General features: G+C 74.0%; 17 protein-coding genes and 1 riboswitch. Of the genes, 6 read left to right on the top strand and 11 right to left on the bottom strand.

From position 1 onward, the window contains the following. Positions 1 to 378: 378 nt before the first annotated feature. The gene (locus MUK52_RS26090; RefSeq protein WP_114056702.1) at positions 379 to 2,313 is read left to right on the top strand and encodes an AAA family ATPase; all 1,935 of its coding nucleotides are present in this window, start codon (positions 379 to 381) and stop codon (positions 2,311 to 2,313) included. A gap of 71 nt (positions 2,314 to 2,384) precedes the next feature. Here the strand turns inward: MUK52_RS26090 and MUK52_RS26085 are convergent, their stop codons facing one another. From MUK52_RS26085 to ribD, 10 genes are all read right to left on the bottom strand, one after another. After that, on the bottom strand, positions 2,385 to 3,452 hold the full coding sequence (locus tag MUK52_RS26085) for a hemolysin family protein (protein WP_114056703.1): 1,068 nt from the start codon (positions 3,450 to 3,452) through the stop codon (positions 2,385 to 2,387). Further along, complete coding sequence (locus MUK52_RS26080; protein ID WP_284580520.1) at positions 3,449 to 4,891, bottom strand: hemolysin family protein; 1,443 nt, start codon at positions 4,889 to 4,891, stop codon at positions 3,449 to 3,451. The genes MUK52_RS26085 and MUK52_RS26080 overlap by 4 nt, the downstream gene beginning before the upstream one ends. A 212-nt stretch (positions 4,892 to 5,103) precedes the next feature. Next, positions 5,104 to 5,568 (bottom strand): PH domain-containing protein, encoded by a 465-nt coding sequence (locus MUK52_RS26075; RefSeq protein ID WP_114056705.1) that lies wholly within the window; start codon positions 5,566 to 5,568, stop codon positions 5,104 to 5,106. Positions 5,569 to 5,628: 60 nt separating this feature from the next. Continuing rightward, positions 5,629 to 6,477 (bottom strand): ATP phosphoribosyltransferase, encoded by an 849-nt coding sequence (hisG, locus tag MUK52_RS26070; protein WP_114056706.1) that lies wholly within the window; start codon positions 6,475 to 6,477, stop codon positions 5,629 to 5,631. Positions 6,478 to 6,567: 90 nt separating this feature from the next. Next, entirely contained in the window at positions 6,568 to 6,840 is a 273-nt protein-coding gene (locus MUK52_RS26065) for a phosphoribosyl-ATP diphosphatase (protein ID WP_114056707.1), read from the bottom strand. A gap of 35 nt (positions 6,841 to 6,875) precedes the next feature. Beyond that, complete coding sequence (gene ribH, locus MUK52_RS26060; protein ID WP_114056708.1) at positions 6,876 to 7,361, bottom strand: 6,7-dimethyl-8-ribityllumazine synthase; 486 nt, start codon at positions 7,359 to 7,361, stop codon at positions 6,876 to 6,878. A 117-nt stretch (positions 7,362 to 7,478) separates the two neighbouring features. Continuing rightward, complete coding sequence (locus tag MUK52_RS26055; protein WP_114056709.1) at positions 7,479 to 8,774, bottom strand: bifunctional 3,4-dihydroxy-2-butanone-4-phosphate synthase/GTP cyclohydrolase II; 1,296 nt, start codon at positions 8,772 to 8,774, stop codon at positions 7,479 to 7,481. Then, complete coding sequence (locus tag MUK52_RS26050) at positions 8,771 to 9,424, bottom strand: nicotinamide mononucleotide transporter family protein (RefSeq protein WP_114056710.1); 654 nt, start codon at positions 9,422 to 9,424, stop codon at positions 8,771 to 8,773. The genes MUK52_RS26055 and MUK52_RS26050 overlap by 4 nt, the downstream gene beginning before the upstream one ends. Beyond that, the gene (locus tag MUK52_RS26045) at positions 9,421 to 10,059 is read right to left on the bottom strand and encodes a riboflavin synthase (RefSeq protein WP_284580485.1); all 639 of its coding nucleotides are present in this window, start codon (positions 10,057 to 10,059) and stop codon (positions 9,421 to 9,423) included. Before MUK52_RS26045 ends, MUK52_RS26050 begins: the two co-directional genes overlap by 4 nt. After that, positions 10,060 to 11,124, bottom strand: a complete 1,065-nt coding sequence (ribD, locus tag MUK52_RS26040) for a bifunctional diaminohydroxyphosphoribosylaminopyrimidine deaminase/5-amino-6-(5-phosphoribosylamino)uracil reductase RibD (RefSeq protein ID WP_284581776.1) — start codon at positions 11,122 to 11,124, stop codon at positions 10,060 to 10,062. 227 nt (positions 11,125 to 11,351) lie between these two features. Beyond that, positions 11,352 to 11,481: riboswitch (FMN riboswitch) on the bottom strand. 268 nt (positions 11,482 to 11,749) lie between these two features. On the opposite strand from ribD, the gene MUK52_RS26035 reads away from it, so the two are divergent. The 3 genes from MUK52_RS26035 to MUK52_RS26025 all read left to right on the top strand — a co-directional run bounded on the left by MUK52_RS26035 (position 11,750) and on the right by MUK52_RS26025 (position 16,001). Beyond that, on the top strand, positions 11,750 to 14,113 hold the full coding sequence (locus tag MUK52_RS26035) for a chitinase C-terminal domain-containing protein (RefSeq protein ID WP_114056712.1): 2,364 nt from the start codon (positions 11,750 to 11,752) through the stop codon (positions 14,111 to 14,113). A gap of 111 nt (positions 14,114 to 14,224) precedes the next feature. Next, positions 14,225 to 15,211 (top strand): sigma-70 family RNA polymerase sigma factor, encoded by a 987-nt coding sequence (locus MUK52_RS26030; RefSeq protein ID WP_284580482.1) that lies wholly within the window; start codon positions 14,225 to 14,227, stop codon positions 15,209 to 15,211. Positions 15,212 to 15,242: 31 nt separating this feature from the next. Next, the gene (locus MUK52_RS26025) at positions 15,243 to 16,001 is read left to right on the top strand and encodes an SDR family oxidoreductase (protein ID WP_114056713.1); all 759 of its coding nucleotides are present in this window, start codon (positions 15,243 to 15,245) and stop codon (positions 15,999 to 16,001) included. 35 nt (positions 16,002 to 16,036) lie between these two features. Here MUK52_RS26025 and MUK52_RS26020 read toward each other — a convergent pair whose 3' ends face one another. After that, complete coding sequence (locus MUK52_RS26020; RefSeq protein WP_284580479.1) at positions 16,037 to 17,206, bottom strand: ROK family transcriptional regulator; 1,170 nt, start codon at positions 17,204 to 17,206, stop codon at positions 16,037 to 16,039. A gap of 55 nt (positions 17,207 to 17,261) precedes the next feature. On the opposite strand from MUK52_RS26020, the gene MUK52_RS26015 reads away from it, so the two are divergent. Then, entirely contained in the window at positions 17,262 to 18,479 is a 1,218-nt protein-coding gene (locus tag MUK52_RS26015; RefSeq protein ID WP_284580477.1) for an MFS transporter, read from the top strand. 96 nt (positions 18,480 to 18,575) lie between these two features. Next, complete coding sequence (locus tag MUK52_RS26010; protein ID WP_114056716.1) at positions 18,576 to 20,030, top strand: uracil-xanthine permease family protein; 1,455 nt, start codon at positions 18,576 to 18,578, stop codon at positions 20,028 to 20,030. The last annotated feature ends 11 nt before the right edge of the window (positions 20,031 to 20,041 follow it).

Below are 20,041 nucleotides of genomic sequence, written 5' to 3'. Positions count from 1 at the left end.
CGCCCCGCGAAAACGGCTTGCGCGGCCCTCCCCCGACCCGCTTGACCTGGCCCCCGCAGCGGCCTTACGTTCTGAAGGCGCGGTCTTTCCAGGCCGCAGCGGACGCGAAGCCCCCGATTGTTCCCCCGTGATCGGGGGCTTCGTTCTGCCCCGGGCGCCCCTCCGGCTCCCGCCGAGGCCTCCGCACCACCGCAAAAACCTCACCCTGAGTCACCCCGCCCGGTGTACGCCCCCCCGGCGGGCCTTCGCCGCAGCACCCTACGGAAGGGGCGTCGCCGCAGGTACGATGCAGCCCTGATTTCATCGGCGCAGCGGACAACCGGCTTGTGCAGTGCGGGGGTTGCTGGGCACCACGGGGGCAGGCTTGTGGGGGATGTGATGGATTTCGGCATGCCGGGCAGCGCGCACGCCCCGGCCGAACTCGCCTGGCTGCGCGGGGTCGACGCCTGCACCATGGGCGCCTATCCGCAGGCCGAGGAGGAGTTCCGCACGGCCGTCCGGCTCGACCCCGCGATGGCCGACGCCTGGCTGGGCCTGCATGCGCTGCGCGTGGACACCACGAACGCGTTATTGCGCATGTACACCCACCGCGAGCGCTTCGGCGAGCAGCGGGCGCGGCACCGGCGGACCCTCAACTCCTGGTACTGGCTCGGGTGGTGGGTCCAGCCCGTGCTGGAGAGCCGCCGGGACCTGCTGCTGGCGCACGCCTCGCACTGGCTGGACGGCCGGCACGTGCCGGAGCTCGACCAGGCGCTGGCGGCCCTCCCGCCCGTGGACGCCGACCCGCAGGTGCGGTTCCTGCACGCCTGCCGCGCCTACCTGGTCAAGGACTGGGAGCAGCTCGTCCGGCACACCGAGCCGCTCGTCGACGACCCGCTCCTGGGGATCGAGGCGGGCCTGTTCGGCGGCATGGCCCGGGTCCGGCTGGAGATGTACGGGCAGGCCGAGCCGATGCTGGCGGCGGCGCTGATGCGCTGCCGCAGCGAGCAGCCGCAGCGCAAGGAGCTGCGCTACTGGCTGGCGCGGGCCCACGAGGGGACCGGCCGCAGCGCGGCGGCGCTGCCGCTGTACCGGGCGGTGCACCGCGTCGACCCGGCGTTCATGGACACCGCGGCGCGGCTGACGGCGATCGAGGACAGCGAGGACTACGACGGCTACGCCGGGTACGCGGGCGCGGGCTGCGAGGCGTACGGCGGTCTCGGGGCCGCCCCGGGCGGCGGCGACTACGCGGCGGTCGTCCTCGGCGGCGGGCCCGCCCAGGACGTCGGGCTCGTCGCGGACGGCCCCGCCGATCCCCTGGACCCGCTGTCGGCGGCGGACCCGGCCGAACCGCGCTACGGGGGCCCCGTACCGGGGCGGCCGCCGGGCGTACGGCGCAAGTCGGTCTTCCCCCCGCAGGGGCCGGCGGACGGCACGCCGGCCGGGCCGGCCGATCCGCAGCTGCTCGCGCAGGCCCTCGCCGAGCTGGAGCGCATGGTCGGCCTGGAGCCGGTGAAACGGCAGGTCAAGGCCCTGTCGGCGCAGCTGCACATGGCCCGGCTGCGGGCCGGCCAGGGGCTCCCCGTCCAGCCCCCGAAACGGCACTTCGTCTTCTCCGGGCCCTCGGGGACGGGCAAGACGACCGTGGCCCGGATCCTCGGCCGGGTGTTCTACGCGCTGGGCCTGCTCGGCGGCGACCACCTCGTCGAGGCCCAACGGGCCGATCTCGTCGGCGAGTTCCTCGGGCAGACCGCGGTCAAGGCCAACGAGCTGATCGATTCCGCGATCGGCGGGGTGCTCTTCGTCGACGAGGCGTACAGCCTCTCCAACTCCGGCTACAGCAAGGGCGACGCGTACGGCGACGAGGCCCTTCAGGTGCTGCTGAAGCGGGCGGAGGACAACCGGGACCACCTCGTGGTGATCCTCGCCGGCTACCCGGCCGGGATGGACCGGCTGCTGTCCGCGAACCCGGGGCTGTCGTCGCGGTTCACGACGCGGGTGGACTTCCCGAGCTACCGGCCGGCCGAGCTGACGGCGATCGGCGGCGTCCTCGCCGAGGCGAACGGCGACTGCTGGGACTCCGAGGCTCTGGAGGAGCTGCGCAGCATCAGCGGGCATGTCGTGGAGCAGGGCTGGATCGACGAGCTCGGGAACGGGCGGTTCCTGCGCACCCTGTACGAGAAGAGCTGCGCGTACCGGGACCTGCGGCTGGCCGGCTTCGCCGGGGAGCCGTCCCGGGAGGACCTGGCGACGCTGCGGCTGCCGGACCTGATGCAGGCGTACGGGGAGGTCCTCTCGGGCCGCGGCCCGCACCAGGACCCCCCGCCGCTCTGACGGACCCCCGCAGGACACGGGCCCCGGACACGGGGCCGCCCCGGGACCGCGCGGTCCCGGGGCGGCTGCCGTCAGGGGGTGAGGGCCGCCGAGGGGGCCCGGCGGCGGGACGGGATGCGGTGGGCGGGGTCGCGGACCTCGCCGACCAGCATCTCCAGGACGTCCTCCAGCGCCACCAGCCCCAGCACCCGCCCCGCGGGATCGGCGACCTGCGCCAGGTGTGTGGCGTCGCGCCGCATGACGCTCAGCGCGTCGTCCAGCGGGAGCGTCGAGGACAGGGTCGGCATCCGGCGCCAGACCCGCTGCGGCACGGCCCGCTCCCTGTCGTCCAGGTCGAGGACGTCCTTCACGTGGACGTAGCCCATGAAGGCCCCGCCCTCGGAGCGGACCGGGAAGCGGGAGTACCCGGTGCGGACGGTGAGGCGTTCGATCTGCCGGGGCGTGGCGCCGGGCCCGACCGTCACGAGCCGCTCGCGGGCGAGCAGGACGTCGGTCACCGGACGGCTGCCCAGTTCGAGGGCGTCCTCCAGGCGCTCCTGCTCCCGCGGCTCCAGGAGCCCGGCCTGCCGGGAGTCCTCGACGAGCCGGCCGAGCTGGGCGCTGGTGTAGACGGCTTCGACCTCGTCCTTCGGCTCGACCTTGAACAGGCGGAGCACGACGGCGGCGCAGGCCCCGAGGGCGGTCGTGATCGGCCCGCACAGGCGGGCGAAGGCGACCAGGCCGGGGCTGAACCACAGGGCCGTCCTCTCCGGCGCGGCCATCGCGAGGTTCTTCGGGACCATCTCGCCGATGACGAGGTGCAGGAAGACCACGGCGGCGAGGGCGACGGCGTACCCGAGGGGGTGGACGAGGCCCTGCGGAATGCGGGCGGCGTGGAAGACGGGCTCCAGGAGCCGGGCGACGGTGGGCTCGGCGACCGCTCCGAGGGTGAGCGAGCAGAGGGTGATGCCGAACTGGGCGGCGGCCATCATGCGGGGCAGGTTCTCCAGGCCGTGGAGGACCTGGCGGGCCCGCTTGGATTCTGCGGCGAGCGGCTCGATCTGGCTGCGGCGGACGGAGACGAGCGCGAACTCGGCGCCGACGAAGAACCCGTTCGCCAGGACCAGGAGCAGCGCGAAGAGGAGTTGGAGGACGTTCACCGGCCCGCCGCCTCCAGCTCGCCGGCGCCCGCGGCAGCCGGGACGGCCGGGGCAGCGGCCGCGGCTGCCGGGACGGCCGCGGCGGCCGTGACGGGCGGCGTCTCCGGGGCGTCGCCGCCGACCGGTCCGGGCGCGGTCCGCACCAGGCGGACGCGTTCGGCCCGGTAGCGGGCCACCTGCCGGACGGACAGCTTCCAGCCGGGGAGCTCGGCGTGGTCGCCGGGGGCCGGGATGCGGCCGAGGAGGTCGGCGACGAGGCCGGCAACGGTCTCGTACGGGCCGTCGGGCACGTCGAGGCCTATGCGGCGCAGGGCCTGAACGCGGCAGCTGCCGTCGGCCTCCCAGGCCGGCCGGCCGTCCTCGGCGGGGAGGGCGGCCAGTTCGGGGGTGGCGTCCTCGGCGAGGTCGTGCTCGTCGCGGACCTCGCCCACGAGCTCCTCCACGATGTCCTCCAGGGTGACGACGCCGGCGGTGCCGCCGTACTCGTCGACGACGACGGCCATGGGCTGCTCGCTGCGCAGCCGCTCCAGCAGCGGCTGCACCGGCAGGGACCCGGGTACGAGCAGCGGGGCGACGCAGATCCGGCCGACGGCGGTGCGTGCGCGCTCGGCTTCGGGCACGGCGAGGGCGTCCTTGAGGTGGACGACGCCGGTGACCTCGTCGATCCGCTCGCGGTAGACGGGGAAGCGGGACAGGCCGGTGGCACGGGTCAGGTTGAGGACGTCCGCGGCCGTGGCCGTGTACTGGAGGGCGCTGACCTTGACCCGGGGGGTCATGACGTGCTGAGCGGTGAGCTCGCCCAGGGACAGGGTGCGGACGAAGAGGTCGGCGGTGTCCTGTTCGAGGGCGCCGGCCTGCGCCGAATGGCGGACGAGGGAGACCAGCTCGCCCGGGGTGCGGGCGGAGGCGATCTCCTCGGCCGGCTCGACGCCGAAGGCCCGTACGAGGCGGTTGGCGACGGCGTTCAGCCCGGCGATGACCGGCCGGAACACGGTGGCGAAGAGCGTCTGCGGGCCGGCGACGAAGCGGGCCACCTGGAGCGGCCGGGAGACCGCCCAGTTCTTCGGGACGAGCTCGCCGACGACCATCTGGACGGCCGAGGCGAGGAACATGCCGATGAAGACGGCGACGCCGGAGACGGCTCCGGCGGGCAGGCCGGTGGCGGTCAGGGGGCCCGCCAGCAGGGCGGCGAGGGCCGGTTCGGCGAGCATGCCGACCACCAGCGAGGTGATGGTGATGCCGAGCTGGGTGCCGGAGAGCTGGAACGACAGCTCCCGCAGGGCGCGGACCACCGTGCGGGCACGGCGGTCGCCTTCGGCCGCGGCCCTCTCGGCCTCGGGGCGTTCGACGGTGACGAGGCCGAATTCGGCGGCCACGAAGAAGCCGTTGGCGAGGATCAGGGCGAAGGCCGCCAGGAGCAGGACGAGCGGGATGGTCATGCCGCCGCCTCCGGGGGAAGGGCGGCGCGGGTACTACAGGACGATCCGTCCATTGCCGGAGGGAGTCACTCCTCTGGTCGCAGGTGCCCGCGGGCCCCGGGGGTCCCGGGGCCGGTGGGAGGGCACAGGGCTGTGCCCGGCACCAGGGTAGTCATTGGGATCGCCGCCGCAATGGGACGCAGCGGCCGGAGTGTGCGCGGCGCGGGTCCGGTTCAGTGGTGGTGGTCGCCGGTGCCGCGGGTCTCGGCGAGGGCGCGCAGGGCGCGGGCGTCGGCGATCGCCTGTTCCTTGGCGATGCCGGGCTGGATGCCGAGGGCGGGCAGGCTGGTGCCGTCGCTCAGGTCGAGGAAGACCCACGCGTCGCCGGGGCGCAGGTTGACCCGGAGGATCTCGGCCCATTCCAGGCGGCGCTTGCTGGTGAGGTTGACGACGGTGACGCCGGCCTCGTCGGCGACGACCTTGGGCCGGCTGAGCAGGACGAGGACGGAGCTCATCAGCGCCGCGGTGAAGATGAAGCTGAGGCGCTCCCCCGGGCCGAGGTTCTCCAGCAGCAGGGCGATCGCGGTGATCGTCGCGAACATGGCGAGCCCGACGCTCAGCAGGACGACCCGGGTGCGGGTCGGCCGGAACGTGACCGGCAGGGCGGGGAGGTCGGGCTGGGCGGCGGACTCGGCCATGGTGCGGGAGGTGCCTTCTTCAGGGGGCGTGCGGGTCGGGCGGCGGCGTACGCGGAGGGGTCACAGGCGGCAGGCGTGGATCGAGGTGGTGAGGATGGCGCGGGCGCCGAGCTCGTACAGGTCGTCCATGATGCGCTGGGCTTCCTTGGCGGGGACCATCGCGCGGACGGCGACCCAGCCCTCGTTGTGCAGCGGGGAGACCGTGGGGGACTCCAGGCCGGGGGTGAGGGCGACGGCCCGCTCCAGGTGCTCGGCGCGGCAGTCGTAGTCCATCATCACGTAGCTGCGGGCGACGAGGACGCCCTGGAGGCGCCGCAGGAACTGCTGGGCCTGCGGGTTGCCGGTCTCGGCGCCGCTGCGGCGGATGACGACGGCCTCGGAGGTCATGATCGGCTCGCCGATCACCTCCAGGCCGGCGTTGCGCAGGCTGGTGCCGGTCTCGACGACGTCCGCGATGATCTCGGCGACGCCGAGCTGGATCGCGGTCTCGACCGCGCCGTCGAGGTGGACGACGGAGGCGTCGATGCCGTGGTCGGCGAGGTGCTTGGCGACGATGCCCTCGTAGGAGGTGGCGATCGTCATCCCGTGGAAGTCCTCGGGGCCCTTGGCCGTGCCGGGGCGGGTGGCGTAGCGGAAGGTGGACCGGCCGAACCCCAGCGGCAGGATCTCCTCGGCGTTGGCGCCGGAGTCGAGGAGCAGGTCGCGGCCGGTGATGCCGATGTCGAGGCGGCCGGAGGCGACGTAGATCGCGATGTCCTTGGGGCGGAGGTAGAAGAACTCCACCTCGTTGTCGGCGTCGACGACGACGAGTTCCTTGGACTCCTTGCGCTGGCGGTAGCCGGCCTCATGGAGCATCGCCGACGCCGCTCCGGAGAGTGAGCCCTTGTTGGGGACGGCGATGCGGAGCATGGGGGCTTCCTTCTCTGCGGGATGCGGGATTAGGGGCGGTGGGTGCGGGTGGGGGCGGGGCGGAGGACCGGTCCGGGGACCGCGGCGGCCCTAGAGGTGCTTGTAGACGTCGTCGAGGGAGATCCCGCGCGCGACCATCATCACCTGGATGTGGTAGAGCAGCTGGGAGATCTCCTCGGCGGCGGCTTCCCTGCCCTCGTACTCGGCGGCCATCCAGACCTCGGCGGCCTCCTCGACGACCTTCTTGCCGATGGCGTGGACGCCCTTGGCGACCAGCTCGGCGGTACGGGAGGTGCCGGGGTCGCCGTCAGCGGCCTTGGCCTGGAGCTCGGTGAAGAGCTCTTCGAAGGTTTTGTTCGCCATGATGGTCCTCAGGATAGGGGGTCCTCCGCCGCCACTCAGCGCCAGGGTTCGCTGACGGACCGCAGGGTGGCCGCGGTGGAGACGGCGGCGATGACCGCTTCGTGCCCCTTGTCCTCGTTCGATCCCTCAAGGCCGGCGCGGTCCAGCGCCTGCTCCTCGTTGTCGCAGGTCAGAACACCGAAGCCGACGGGGACTCCGGTGTCGATCGACACCTGCACCAGGCCCTGGGTGACGCCCTGGCACACGTAGTCGAAGTGCGGGGTGCCGCCGCGGATGACCACTCCGAGGGCGACGACGGCATCGTAGCCGCGACCGGCGAGTACCTTCGCCACGACCGGGAGCTCGAAGCTGCCGGGGACCCGGAGCAGGGTGGGCTCGTCGATGCCGAGCTCGTGGAGGGCGCGCAGGGCGCCGTCGACGAGTCCGTCCATGACCTTCTCGTGCCACTGCGCCGCGATGACCGCGACCCGCAGGTCGCCGCAGTTCCTCACGCTGAGTTCGGGTGCGCCCTTGCCGCTCACTGCTGTTCTCCTCGGTGGTTCGTTGTCCGTGGTTCGCTGTTCGTGTGTTGCCGGTGGTGCGGGCGGGTCCGCCGGGCCCGGGGGCCGGGTTCCAACGGGGTGCCGCCGGGGTGGGTGCTACTGGTTGCCGCAGGCGGTGGGGACGGTCTCGCCGAGCCAGGGCAGGTCGTGGCCCATGCGGTCCCGCTTGGTGCGCAGGTACCGCAGGTTGTGCTCGCCGGCCTCGACGGGCATCGGCTCGCGGTCGGTGACGGCGATGCCGTGCCGGACGAGGGCCGCGGTCTTGTCGGGGTTGTTGGTGAGCAGGCGGACGCTGCGGACGCCGAGGTCGGCGAGCATCTGCGCGCCTGCGGCGTAGTCGCGGGCGTCGGCGGGGAGGCCGAGCTCCAGGTTGGCGTCGAGGGTGTCGCGGCCGCGCTCCTGGAGTTCGTACGCGCGGAGCTTGGACAGCAGTCCGATGCCGCGGCCCTCGTGGCCGCGCAGGTAGACGACGACGCCGCGGCCCTCCTCCTTGATGCGGGCCATGGAGGCGTGCAGCTGGGGGCCGCAGTCGCAGCGCAGGGAGTGGAAGATGTCGCCGGTGAGGCACTCGGAGTGGACGCGGACGAGGACGTCGGCGCCGTCGCCGATCTCGCCGTGGACGAGGGCGACGTGCTCGACGCCGTCGACGGTGGAGCGGTAGCCGTAGGCGGTGAAGTCGCCGAAGGCGGTGGGCAGGTTGACCTCTGCCTCGCGGCGCACGGTCGGCTCGGCGGAGCGGCGGTAGGCGATCAGGTCCTCGATGGAGATGATCGTCAGGCCGTGCTTGCGGGCGAAGGGGATGAGCTCGGGCAGGCGCAGCATGACGCCGTCCTCGCCGGCGATCTCCACGATGGCGCCGACGGGGCGCAGGCCCGCGAGGCGGGCGAGGTCGACGGCGGCCTCGGTGTGGCCGTTGCGGACGAGGACGCCGCCGGGCTTGGCGCGGAGCGGGAAGATGTGGCCGGGGCGCACGAAGTCGGCGGGCCCGGAGACTCCGTCGGCCAGCATGCGCAGGGTGGTGGCGCGGTCGGCGGCGGAGATGCCGGTGGTCACGCCGTGGGCGGCGCTCGCGTCGACGGAGACGGTGAAGGCGGTCTTCATCGACTCGGTGTTGTGCTGGACCATCTGGGGCAGTTCGAGCCGCTCCAGTTCGTCGGCCTCCATGGGGGCGCAGATCAGGCCGCGGCACTCGCTCATCATGAACGCGACGATCTCGGGGGTGATCTTCTCCGCGGCGACGACGAGGTCGCCCTCGTTCTCGCGGTCCTCGTCGTCGACGACGACGACCGGGCGGCCGGCGGCGATGTCGCGGACGGCCCGCTCGACGGGGTCGAGCCGGAACGGCTCGTCGAGGAGGGAGTCGTAATCGGGAACGGGCTTGAGGGCGGTCATGCCGTTGCTCCTTCCAGGGCCGGGGCGGTGGTGGTGCGCGAGCGCCGGTACCAGTCGTGCGCGCCCCAGAGGACGAGCGCGAAGTAGACGACGTAGACGAGGCCGGAGAACGCCAGCCCGCCGGTGAAGGCGAGGGGGACGCCGACGAGGTCGACGAGGAGCCAGGCGAACCAGAACTCGACGAGGCCGCGGGCCTGGGCGACCATCGCGACGACGGTGCCGACGAAGATGTACGCGTCGGCCCAGGGGCTCCACGACAGGTTCGGGTAGAGGGTGAACAGGCCGCCGACGGCGAGGGTGCCGAGGACGGCGCCGGCCAGGAGGAGGCCGCGCTCGGCCCAGGTGGCGGTGCGGACGGCGATGGAGCCGTCCTGGGCCTGCCGCCGGCCGAGGTGCCAGGCGCGCCAGCCCCAGGCGGCCACGCCGATGACGAGGAGCTGCTTGCCGACGCCGCCCGCGAGGTGGGCGGAGGCGTAGGCGGCGATGAGCACGAGGCCGGAGAGGAGCTGGGCGGGCCAGGTCCAGATGGAGCGGCGCCAGCCGAGGGCGAGGGCGGCCAGGCCGAGCAGGTTGCCGATCATGTCGGACCAGATGACCTTCTGCCCGAAGGCGGTGAAGGCTTCGGCGCCCAGCCAGCCGAGCGCGCTCACGGGGTGTCCTCCTCGGCTGCGGCGGCGGTCGCCGCGAGGGGGTCGACGCCGGCGGCGAGGAGGCGCTCGACGTACTTGGCGAGGACGTCGACCTCCAGGTTGACGGGCTCACCGGGCTGCTTGGTGCCGAGCGTGGTCAGCGCGAGGGTGGTCGGGATGAGGCTGATGGTGAAGTGGTCGGCGGCCGCCTCGACGACCGTGAGGCTGACGCCGTCGACGGTGATGGAGCCCTTCTCGACGACGTACCGGGCGAGGTTGCCCGGGAGGGAGACCTTGACGAGCTCCCAGTGTTCGGAGGGGGTGCGGGAGAGGATCTCGCCGGTGCCGTCGACGTGGCCCTGGACGAGGTGGCCGCCGAGGCGTCCGCCGAGGGCCATGGGGCGTTCGAGGTTGACGCGGGAACCGGGCCGCAGGGCGCCGAGGCTGGAGCGGTTGAGGGTCTCCTGCATGACGTCGGCGGTGAACTCGCCGTCGGCGGTCTCCACGACGGTGAGGCAGACCCCGTTGACGGCGATGGAGTCGCCGTGCTTGGCGCCGTCGGTGACGAGGGGGCCGCGCAGGCGGAAGCGGGAGGCCTCGGCGAGTTGCTCGACGGCGGTGACCTCGCCCAGTTCTTCGACGATTCCGGTGAACACTCAGTGCTCCTTGGGGGCGGTGGGGACGGCGGTGATGCGCAGGTCGGTGCCGGTGCGGACGGCCTCGGTGATGTCGAGGCGGACCGCGTCGGCGATGTTCGTGATGCCGGCGCCGGCGAGGGCGGCGGGGCCGGCGCCCAGGAGGGCGGGGGCGAGGTAGCCGATGACGCGGTCGACGGCTCCGGCTTCGAGGAAGGCTCCGGCGAGGGTGGGGCCGCCTTCGAGGAGGAGGGAGCGGACTCCGCGGTCGTACAGCGCGGCGAGGAGGTCGGGGACGGGGATCCGGCCGTCCTTCGGGGTCAGCCGGAGGAGGTCGGTGCCGGGGGGCAGGTGCCGGGTGTCGGCGTCGTCGGCGACGACCAGGAGGGTGGGGGCGGAGCCGTCGAGGATGCGGGCGCTGGCCTGGGCGGTGGCGCGGGGGTCGACGGCGATGCGCAGGGGCTGGGTGGCGCCGTCGATGCCGCGGGCGGCGAGGTGGGGGTCGTCGGCGCGGAGGGTCCCGGCGCCGACGAGGACGGCGTCGGACTCGGCGCGCAGCCGGTGGACGTCGGCGCGGGACTCCGGGGAGGTGATCCAGCGGCTGGTGCCGTCGGCGGCGGCGCTGCGCCCGTCGAGGGTGGCCGCGTACTTCCAGGTGACGTGGGGCCGGCCGAGGCGGACGGCGGTCAGCCAGGCCGCGTTGCCGGCGGCGGCCTCGGCTTCGAGGAGTCCGCCGCGGACGTCGATGCCGGCGGCGCGCAGGGTGGCGGCGCCGCCGCCGGCCTGCGCGCTCGGGTCGGAGACGGCGTAGGCGACGCGGGAGACGCCGGCGTCGATCAGGGCCTGGGCGCAGGGTCCGGTGCGGCCGGTGTGGTTGCAGGGTTCGAGGGTGACGTAGGCGGTGGCGCCGCGGGCGGCGGGTCCGGCGTCGCGGAGGGCGTGGACCTCGGCGTGGGGGCCGCCCGCGCGCTGGTGCCAGCCTTCGCCGACGACGGCGCCGGAGGCGTCGGCGAGGACGCAGCCGACGACGGGGTTGGGGCTGGTGCGGCCGAGGCCGCGGGCGGCGAGCGCGACGGCACGGCGCATGGCGCGGGTGTCCGCTTCCGCGTCGTGCGGTGCGGCGTGCGCGGCGTCGTGGGGTGCCACCGGGTCCTCCTGCCTCGTCGGGCACGGACTCCGGGGCTGTCGGGATACGACAGATCGAGCGGTACAGGCACGCGGGGACGCCGAGGCCGGAGGAAACGGTCCGTTCCGGGCGCGTCCGCGAGGAAGCGCTGGTGGACCGCCGACGGCGGCGTACCGGTGACTGCCCGCCGCGCACTGCCTCCCATCCGGACTTTCACCGTCGGTCCAGGAATCTCACCTGGTCAACCGGCCGCTGGCTGCGGACGGGTCGCGGACTATACCGCCGGTTCGGAATTACACCGACCCCGGAGTGCGCTGCTACTGGTACTCCCGACCAGTCTGCCACGGGCGATCGGCGCCCATGCCGGCGAAGTGCTGTGGCCTGGGTCACAAGGCCGGGCCGGGCGGGTGAGTCCGTCACGTCGCTTCCATGATTGGTCCAGACCTATTGACGCCTTGGTCTAGTCCTCTTAACGTTCCCTTCATCCTCCCCGGGAGAGCCCGCCGGACGTGCGCACGCCGCGGGCCAACACGCACCACCTGTCTGCATGTTGTGTCCTGCCACCTCCCCTCCCCAGGAGGCTCAATGCTGTCCCCCACACGAACGAGGGCGATGCTCCTGGCATCCGGCGCGGCGATCGCCGGACTGCTGGCGGGCGGGCTCTCGGCGGGCGTCTCGCACGCCGCCGACAACGAGAGCTGCCGGCCCGACGGGCTCTACAAGACGGCCGGGGTCGACGTCCCCTACTGCTCGGTCTACGACACCGAGGGCCGCGAGAAGATGGGCGCCGACCACCAGCGGCGCGTCATCGGCTACTTCACCAGCTGGCGCACCGGCAAGAACGGCCAGCCGGCCTACCTGGTGAACAACATCCCGTGGGACAAGGTCACCCACATCAACTACGCCTTCGCGCACGTCGGCGGCGACAACAGGATCTCGGTCGGCGCGGACGGCCCGAACAACGCCTCCACCGGGATGACCTGGCCCGGCGTGGCGGGCGCCGAAATGGACCCCGCCCTCCCGTACAAGGGCCACTTCAACCTGCTGAACAAGTTCAAGAAGCAGCACCCCGACGTGAAGACGCTGATCTCGGTCGGCGGCTGGGCGGAGACCGGCGGCTACTTCGGCGACAACGGCGACCGGGTGGCCTCCGGCGGCTTCTACTCGATGGCCACCAACGCCGACGGCTCGGTCAACCAGGCAGGCATCGACACCTTCGCCGCCTCGGCGGTCGACTTCATCCGCACGTACGGGTTCAACGGCGTCGACATCGACTACGAGTACGCCACTTCCATGAAGGACGCGGGCAACCCGCTGGACTGGTCGCTCGCCAACCCGCGCCGGGCCGGCCTCGTCAAGGGCTACGACGCCCTGATGAAGTCGCTGCGCGAGAAGCTGGACCAGGCCGGCGCCGCCGACGGCAAGCACTACCTGCTGACCGTCGCCGCCCCGTCCTCCGGCTACCTCCTGCGCGGCATGGAGACGTACCAGATGCAGAAGTACCTGGACTACGTCAACATCATGTCCTACGACCTGCACGGCGCCTGGAACGAGTACGTCGGCCCGAACGCCTCGCTCTTCGACGACGGCAAGGACGGCGAGCTCGCCGCCGCAGGGGTGTACGGCTCCCAGCAGTACGGCGGCATCGGCTACCTCAACACCGACTGGGCGTACCACTACTTCCGCGGCTCCATGCCGGCCGGCCGCATCAACATCGGCCTGCCCTACTACACCCGCGGCCACAAGAACGTCCAGGGCGGCACGGACGGCCTGTGGGGCAAGGCCGCGGCGACCAGCTGCCCGGCCGGCTCCGGCCTGGCCAAGTGCGGCGACGGCGCGGTCGGCATCGACAACCTGTGGCACGACAAGGACGACAACGGCAACGAGTCCCCGGCGGGCTCCAACCCGATGTGGCACGCCAAGAACCTCGAGAAGGGGATCGTCGGCGACTACGTCACCCAGTACGGCTTCCCCGCAGGCACCACGCTGACCGGCACCTACGCCCGCAAGTACGACTCGACCCTGGTCGCGCCGTGGCTGTGGAACGCGCAGAAGAAGGTCTTCCTCTCCACCGAGGACGAGCAGTCCGTGGCCGCCAAGGCCGACTACGTGGTCGACCGCGGCATCGGCGGCACCATGGTCTGGGAGATGGCCGGCGACTACGCCTGGAACGCCGCCAAGGGCCAGTACGAGATGGGCTCCACGCTCACCTCGCTGATGTACGACAAGTTCAAGTCGGCCTCCCCGTACGGGGCGAAGAAGGCGGGCGCCACCGCGCTGCCGGCCCAGGCCGTGGACGTGAAGGCCGAGTTCGGCGACTTCAAGCTCGGCGACTCCAACTACCCGCTCACCCCGAAGATCAAGATCACCAACAACACCAAGACGGCCCTGCCGGGCGGCACCGAGTTCCAGTTCGACTACGCCACCTCGGCCCCGAACAACGCCTCCGACCAGTCCGGCTTCGGCACGAAGGTGATCAGCAGCGGGCACACCGGCAACAACGTCGGCGGCCTGAAGGGCGACTTCCACCGGGTCTCCCTGAAGCTGCCGGCCTGGCAGTCGCTCGCCCCGGGGGCCTCCGTCGACCTGGCGTTCAACTACTACCTGCCGGTGTCCACCCCCTCCAACTGGACGGTGAACATCGCCGGGACGGTGTACGCCCTCGCCGGGGACCTGGCGCGCGGCACGGCCGTGGTCGAGCCGGGCGGCGGTTCGCAGCCGCCGACCAGCCAGCCGCCCACGAGCCAGCCCCCGACGAGCCAGCCCCCGACCAGCCCGCCCCCGGGCGGCACCTGCACCAACCCGGCGTACCAGGCCGGCGACGTGTACACCGCGGGCACGGTGGTCTCCCACAAGGGCCGCAACTGGAAGGCCCAGTGGTGGACGCAGAACGAGGAGCCGGGCACGACCGGCCAGTGGGGCGTCTGGAAGGACCTCGGCGCCTGCTGACGCACCGCCCCCGCACCTGACGCGGGCGGCACGGTGAAGGGACCCGGTGGCCCGGCGGCCACCGGGTCCCCGCACGTCCGGGGCCGGTCGGCGCCCCGTACGCTGCTGCGGGTGACCACCTCTGCGGCAGACCTCTCGGCCGAATTCGAGCAGCACCGCCCCCGGATGTTCGGCATCGCCTACCGCATGCTCGGCTCCGCGGCGGAGGCCGAGGACACCGTCCAGGACGCGTGGCTGCGCTGGAGCGCCGCCGACCGCGGCGACGTCCTGCACCCCGGGGCCTGGCTCGCCAAGGCCGTCACCCACCTATGCCTCAACCGGCTCACCTCCGCGCGCGCCCGACGCGAGGCGTACGTCGGCCCCTGGCTCCCGGAGCCGGTGCTCACCGGGGACGGGGCGCTGGGGCCCCTGGAGTCGGCCGAGCAGCGCGACAGCGTCTCGACGGCCCTGCTGCTCCTCCTGGAAGAGCTCACTCCGGTGGAGCGGGCCGTGTACGTGCTGCGGGAGGCCTTCGCGTACGGGCACCGGGAGATCGCCGGACTGCTGGACGTGTCCGAGGCCAACAGCCGGCAGCTCCACCGGCGGGCCTCGGCGCGCGTCGCCACAGGGAGGGCCGCCGCCGCGGCGGCCGGCGGCGAGGACGGCGGCGAGGACGGCAGCGGGGAGAGCCCGGCCGCCGTCCGGAGCCGGCGCTTCCAACCGGATCCCGCGCAGTGGCAGGTGCTGGTCGAGGGCTTCCTCGCGGCGGCGCGCGACGGCGACCTGGCCCGCCTGGAGGGCATGCTCGCCGCGGACGTCCGGTACGTCTCCGACGGCGGCGGCGTGGTCAGCGCGGCCCGGCGCCCGGTCGAGGGCCGGGACAAGGTGGCCCGCTTCCTGGCCGGCGCCGTGCGCAAGTTCGGGGCCGGCCTGCCGGTCGCGGTCGCCCCGGTCAACGGCGAGCCCGCGCTGCTCGTCGGCGGGGCGGCGGTCGTCATGCAGGTGGAGTTCGAGGACGGCCTGGTCAGCGAGGTGCGGACGGTCCTGAATCCGGAGAAGCTGGAGTTCCTGGCGCAGCAGTTGTCACGTTCGCCGGGGCTGTCCAATCCGGGCTGGTGAACGCACTCCCCAGCGGAAGGACACGGACACCATGAGCACCATCCTGGTCACCGGCGGAACCGGGACCCTCGGCAGGCGGGTCACCGACCGGCTTCAGGCCGCCGGCCACGAGGTACGGGTCCTCAGCCGCCGCTCGGAGCAGTACCCCGTCGACCTGCGGGACGGGAGAGGGCTCGACGCGGCGATGGCGGGGGCGCAGGTGGTCGTGCACTGCGCCTCCTCGCCGCGCGGCGGGGACGACAAGGCGGCCGGGCACCTGATCGCGGCGGCCCGGCGGGCCGGGACCGTCACGAACCTCGTCTACATCTCCATCGTCGGCGTGGACGTGGTGCCGCTGGGCTACTACCGCGTCAAGCACCGGGTGGAGCGGATGCTGCTGGAGTCCGGGCTGGGCGTGACGATCCTGCGGACGACGCAGTTCCACGACCTGGTGGCGGCGGTGGCCCGGGCGCTGGCCAGGGTCCCGGGGCCGGTGCCCGTGCCCAGGGGGGTGCGGGTGCAGCCGATCGCGGTGGAGGAGGTCGCCGGCCGGCTGGCGGAGCTGGCGGTTCCCGTCCCCGCGGCGGGCGGGCGCGTCCCGGACATGGGCGGGCCCGAGGTGCGGACGCTGGCCGACTGGGTGCGGGCGTACCTGGCGGCGGGCGGGGGGCGCCGGCGGCGGGTGGTGGAGGTGCCGCTGGCGGGAAGGGCGTACCGGGGGTTCCTGCGCGGCGGGAACCTCGCGCCGGACCGCGCGGTGGGCACGGTGCGCTTCGCGGACTTCCTGGCGGAGGGCGGCGGGCGCGCCTGAGCCGCCGCGGGGCGGCGGGCTGCGGCCCCGCGGCGTCAGCCGAAGAGCGCGGCCTGGGCGGACTCCGCGGCGGCGAGGCGGGCGCCCGCCAGGACCGCCGCGTCGCCGAGGGCGGTGGCGCGGACCTCCGTGGGGACCGGGCTGAGGGCGGCGAGGCGGCGGGCGACGCGGTCCGCGAGGGCGGGTCCGCCCGCGTGGCCGAGTTCGCCGCCGAGGACGACGCACCCGGGGTCCAGGACCGCCGCGACGGCCGCGGCGCCCAGGGCGAGGCGCTCCGCGAGGGCGTCGAGGAAGGCGTCCCCGGCGGCGCCCGCCACCGCTTCCGCCACCGGCCCGGTGAAGCCGTGCGCGGCGGCCAGCCCGGCCACGGCGGCCCGCCCGGCGAGCGCGTGGAAGCCGCCCTCGCAGCCCGCGGCCGAGGGCAGGGAGCCCGTGCCCGGCACGGGCAGGAAGCCGATCTCGCCCGCTCCGCCCGAGGCGCCGCGCCGCAGCCGGCCGTCGAGGACGACGGCCGCGCCGACGCCTGCGCCGAGCCACAGCAGCACGAAGGAGCCGGCGTCCCGCGCGGCGCCGACCCGCTGCTCGGCCAGGGCCGCCAGGTTGGTCTCGTTCTCCACGGAGACCGCCGCGGGCAGCCGCCGCCGCAGGGCCGCGACCAGGTCGCGGTGCCAGGCCGGCAGCCCGGCGGTGCTGCGCAGGCGGCCGTCGGCGGGCGCCACCAGGCCGGGCGCGCCGACCACGACGGTGTGCAGGGGGTCCGCTCCGGCCTGGCGGGCCAGCGCCTCCAGGGCGTCGACGGCCTCGTCGGCGGCGTCGACCGGGAGGGCCGCCCGGGCCAGGGGCCGGCCCAGCAGGTCGGTGACGACGGCGGTCGCACTGTCCGTGCGCACGTCCAGGGCCGCCAGGTGGGCCCGCCGGGCGACGATCCCGTACAGGCGGGCGTTGGGGCCGCGGCGCCGGGCGCCGGCCTCGCCGACGACCTCGACCAGCCCGGCCTGCGCGAGCCGCTCGACGAGGTCGGCGACCGAGGGCCGGGACAGGCCGGTCATCTCCTTGAGCTGAGCAGCCGTCAGGGGGCCCTCGTCCCTGAGGAGTCGCAGGGCGAGGCGGTCGTTGAGGACGCGGGCCGTGCTCGGCGAGGCCGGGGCGGGGGCCGGTGCGGGGGCCGGGGCGGTCGCGGCCTGGGCGGCAGTCACGGTGCCCATCCTAGGCAGTGCGGCCCCCTCACCATCAGGCAGGCTTCCTGATAGTTTGATCGGCATGACCGGCGAAACCGCATCCGCTCTGGCGCGCCTGCGCTCCGCACGTCTCGCCATTGCGGCCGTCTTCTGCGTCCACGGCGCCGTCACCGGCTCCCTCGCCACCCGCATCCCGTGGATCCAGGAGCACGCCGGCCTCGGGCCCGGCGCCCTCGGTCTGGCCCTCGCCTTCCCCGCCCTCGGCGCGGCGCTCGCTATGCCGCTGGCCGGGCGGGTCAACCACCGTCTCGGCGCCCGGCCGGCGCTGCGCGTCCTGCTCGCCGCGTGGACGCTGTCGCTCGCCCTGCCGGCCCTCTCCCCCAACCTGCCCTCGCTGTGCGCCGCACTGCTGGTGTACGGGGCCGCCTCCGGCATGTCGGACGTGGCGATGAACGCGCTCGGTGTGGAGACGGAGAACCGCATCGGCCGGTCCATCATGTCCTCGCTGCACGGCATGTGGAGCGCGGGGGCCCTGCTGGGGGCCGCCGCGGGCACCGCGGCCGCCCACCTGGGAGCCGACGCCCGCTGGCACCACCTGCTCGCGGCGCTCGCCCTGACCGCCGCCGGGCTGGCCGCCGCGAACGGGGTGCTGGACCTGCGCAGCCCGGCGGACGAGCCCGCGCCGCCGCACTTCGCGCTGCCGCCGCGGTCGGCACTGCTGATCGGCGCGGTGGGCTTCTGCGCGGTGTTCGCCGAGGGGGCGAGCCTGGACTGGTCCGCGGTCTACCTGCGGGACGTGCTGGACGCGGACGCCGCGCTGGCGGCGGGCTGCACCACCGCGTTCGCGCTGACGATGGCGCTGGCCCGGTTCGCGGGCGACCGGGTGGTCGACCGGTTCGGACCGGTGCGCACGGTCCGGGCGGGCGGCGTGCTGGCCACGGCGGGCGGGCTGCTCGTGGTGACCGCGCGGCACCCGGCGGCGGCCATCGGCGGCTTCGCGCTGATCGGGCTCGGCGTGGCGGTGGTGGTGCCGCTGGCCTTCGCGGCGGCGGCGCGCAGCGGCCCGGAGCCGGCGCAGGCCATCGCGGGCGTCGCGACGATCACGTACACGTCCGGGCTGATCGCGCCGTCGGCGATCGGCGCGGTGGCGGACGCGACGTCGCTCGTGGTCTCCTTCGCCCTGGTGACCGCGCTGGCGGTGGTGCTGACAGCGGGCGCATCCGTCCTGCGTCCGCGGGCCGCCGCCGGCGGGAAGGGCGCCCCCGCCAACCGGAACGAACCCACTGGTACACGGCCGTAATATGACGCTGGCCGCACCGGCCGGCCGTGATCCGCGCGCCTGACGTCCGGTACGGCGGGCATGCTTGGCGGACCGGATCGACGGAAGTGGTGGGACATGGGCCTCGGCGTGGGCTGGACGCTGCACGGAGACGGGCGGACCCCCGCCCCCGGAGCAGTGGTGCGGCCGGACGAGCGGCTGTCCTGGCCGCGGACCGCGGGGCTGGGCGCCCAACACGTCGTGGCGATGTTCGGCGCGAGCTTCGTCGCGCCGGTCCTGATGGGCCTGGACCCGAACCTCGCCATCATGATGTCCGGCATCGCCACGGCCGTCTTCCTCCTGGCGACCCGCGGCCGGGTCCCCTCGTACCTGGGCTGCTCCCTGTCGTTCGTCGGCGTCGCCGCGGCGATCCGCGCCTCGGGCGGGGACAGTGCGGTGGTGACGGGCGCCGTGTTCACCGTCGGGGCCGCGCTGTTCCTGGCCGGCCTCGCCGTGCAGCGCTTCGGCGCGCGGATCATCCACGCGACGATGCCGCCGGTGGTGACGGGCGCGGTGGTGATGCTGATCGGCTTCAACCTGGCGCCGGTGACGGCCTCGACGTACTGGCCGCAGGACCAGTGGACGGCGCTGCTGGTCATGCTGTTCACCGGGCTGGCCGTGGTGTGCCTGCGCGGCTTCTGGTCGCGCATCGCGATCTTCCTGGGGCTGGTCTTCGGCTACGCGGTCTCGGCCCTCTTCGACCTGCTCTTCGGCAAGATCCACTCGCCGGCGGGCGGCACGGAGGCGGTCGACCACTGGCGCCTGGACCTGTCCGGTGTCGCCGAGGCCGACTGGATCGGCCTGCCGTCGTTCCACGCCCCGCAGTTCGAGTGGTCGGCGATCCTGATCGCGCTGCCCGTGGTGATCGCCCTGATCGCGGAGAACGCCGGGCACATCAAGGCCGTCGGCGAGATGACCGGCGACCCGCTGGACGACACCCTGGGCACGGCCATCGCCGCCGACGGGGCCGCCTCGATGCTCTCCACCGCGGTCGGCGGCCCGCCGAACACGACGTACTCCGAGAACATCGGCGTCATGGCGGCGACCCGGGTCTACTCCACGGCCGCCTACTGGGCGGCGGCGGGATTCGCCCTCCTCTTCGGCCTGTGCCCGAAGTTCGGGGCGGTCGTCGCCGCGATCCCCGGCGGGGTCCTCGGCGGGATCACCGTCATCCTGTACGGCATGATCGGGCTGCTCGGCGCCCAGATCTGGCTGAACGGCCGCGTGGACCTGCGCAATCCGCTGAACCTCGTGCCGGCGGCCGCGGGCATCATCATCGGCGTCGGCGGGGTCGAGCTCCGGATCACCGACACCTTCGTGCTCGGCGGGATCGCCCTCGGCACGCTCGTGGTGATCACCGGCTACCACGCACTCCGCTTCTTCGCCCCCGCCCACCTGAAGGAGCAGCCGCCGCTGCTCGACGCGGGAACCTCCGACTACGACCGCGAGGACGGCCCCGCGGCGGACGGCCCCTTGGCGGACGGTGCCGGCGGCGGCGCGGAGGGCCCGTCCGGGCAGGGCCCGCGCCCCTGACCCGGGCGGCG

Source organism: Streptomyces sp. 2P-4 (assembly GCF_030167965.1).
Lineage (GTDB): Bacteria > Actinomycetota > Actinomycetes > Streptomycetales > Streptomycetaceae > Streptomyces > Streptomyces globosus_A.
The sequence above is the reverse complement of the archived record's forward strand: the minus strand, read 5'-3'. Positions and strand labels throughout refer to the sequence as shown.

What these genes read in the sequence shown, in the direction of transcription:
- MUK52_RS26015 (WP_284580477.1), top strand. Translation starts at nt 17,262, where the DNA reads ATGACCGGCGAAACCGCATCCGCTCTGGCGCGCCTGCGCTCCGCACGT.
- MUK52_RS26065 (WP_114056707.1), bottom strand. Translation starts at nt 6,840, where the DNA reads ATGGCGAACAAAACCTTCGAAGAGCTCTTCACCGAGCTCCAGGCCAAG.
- MUK52_RS26055 (WP_114056709.1), bottom strand. Translation starts at nt 8,774, where the DNA reads ATGACCGCCCTCAAGCCCGTTCCCGATTACGACTCCCTCCTCGACGAG.
- ribD (WP_284581776.1), bottom strand. Translation starts at nt 11,124, where the DNA reads ATGCGCCGTGCCGTCGCGCTCGCCGCCCGCGGCCTCGGCCGCACCAGC.
- MUK52_RS26035 (WP_114056712.1), top strand. Translation starts at nt 11,750, where the DNA reads ATGCTGTCCCCCACACGAACGAGGGCGATGCTCCTGGCATCCGGCGCG.
- MUK52_RS26010 (WP_114056716.1), top strand. Translation starts at nt 18,576, where the DNA reads ATGGGCCTCGGCGTGGGCTGGACGCTGCACGGAGACGGGCGGACCCCC.
- hisG (WP_114056706.1), bottom strand. Translation starts at nt 6,477, where the DNA reads ATGCTCCGCATCGCCGTCCCCAACAAGGGCTCACTCTCCGGAGCGGCG.
- MUK52_RS26020 (WP_284580479.1), bottom strand. Translation starts at nt 17,206, where the DNA reads ATGGGCACCGTGACTGCCGCCCAGGCCGCGACCGCCCCGGCCCCCGCA.
- MUK52_RS26025 (WP_114056713.1), top strand. Translation starts at nt 15,243, where the DNA reads ATGAGCACCATCCTGGTCACCGGCGGAACCGGGACCCTCGGCAGGCGG.
- MUK52_RS26090 (WP_114056702.1), top strand. Translation starts at nt 379, where the DNA reads ATGGATTTCGGCATGCCGGGCAGCGCGCACGCCCCGGCCGAACTCGCC.
- MUK52_RS26075 (WP_114056705.1), bottom strand. Translation starts at nt 5,568, where the DNA reads ATGGCCGAGTCCGCCGCCCAGCCCGACCTCCCCGCCCTGCCGGTCACG.
- MUK52_RS26080 (WP_284580520.1), bottom strand. Translation starts at nt 4,891, where the DNA reads ATGACCATCCCGCTCGTCCTGCTCCTGGCGGCCTTCGCCCTGATCCTC.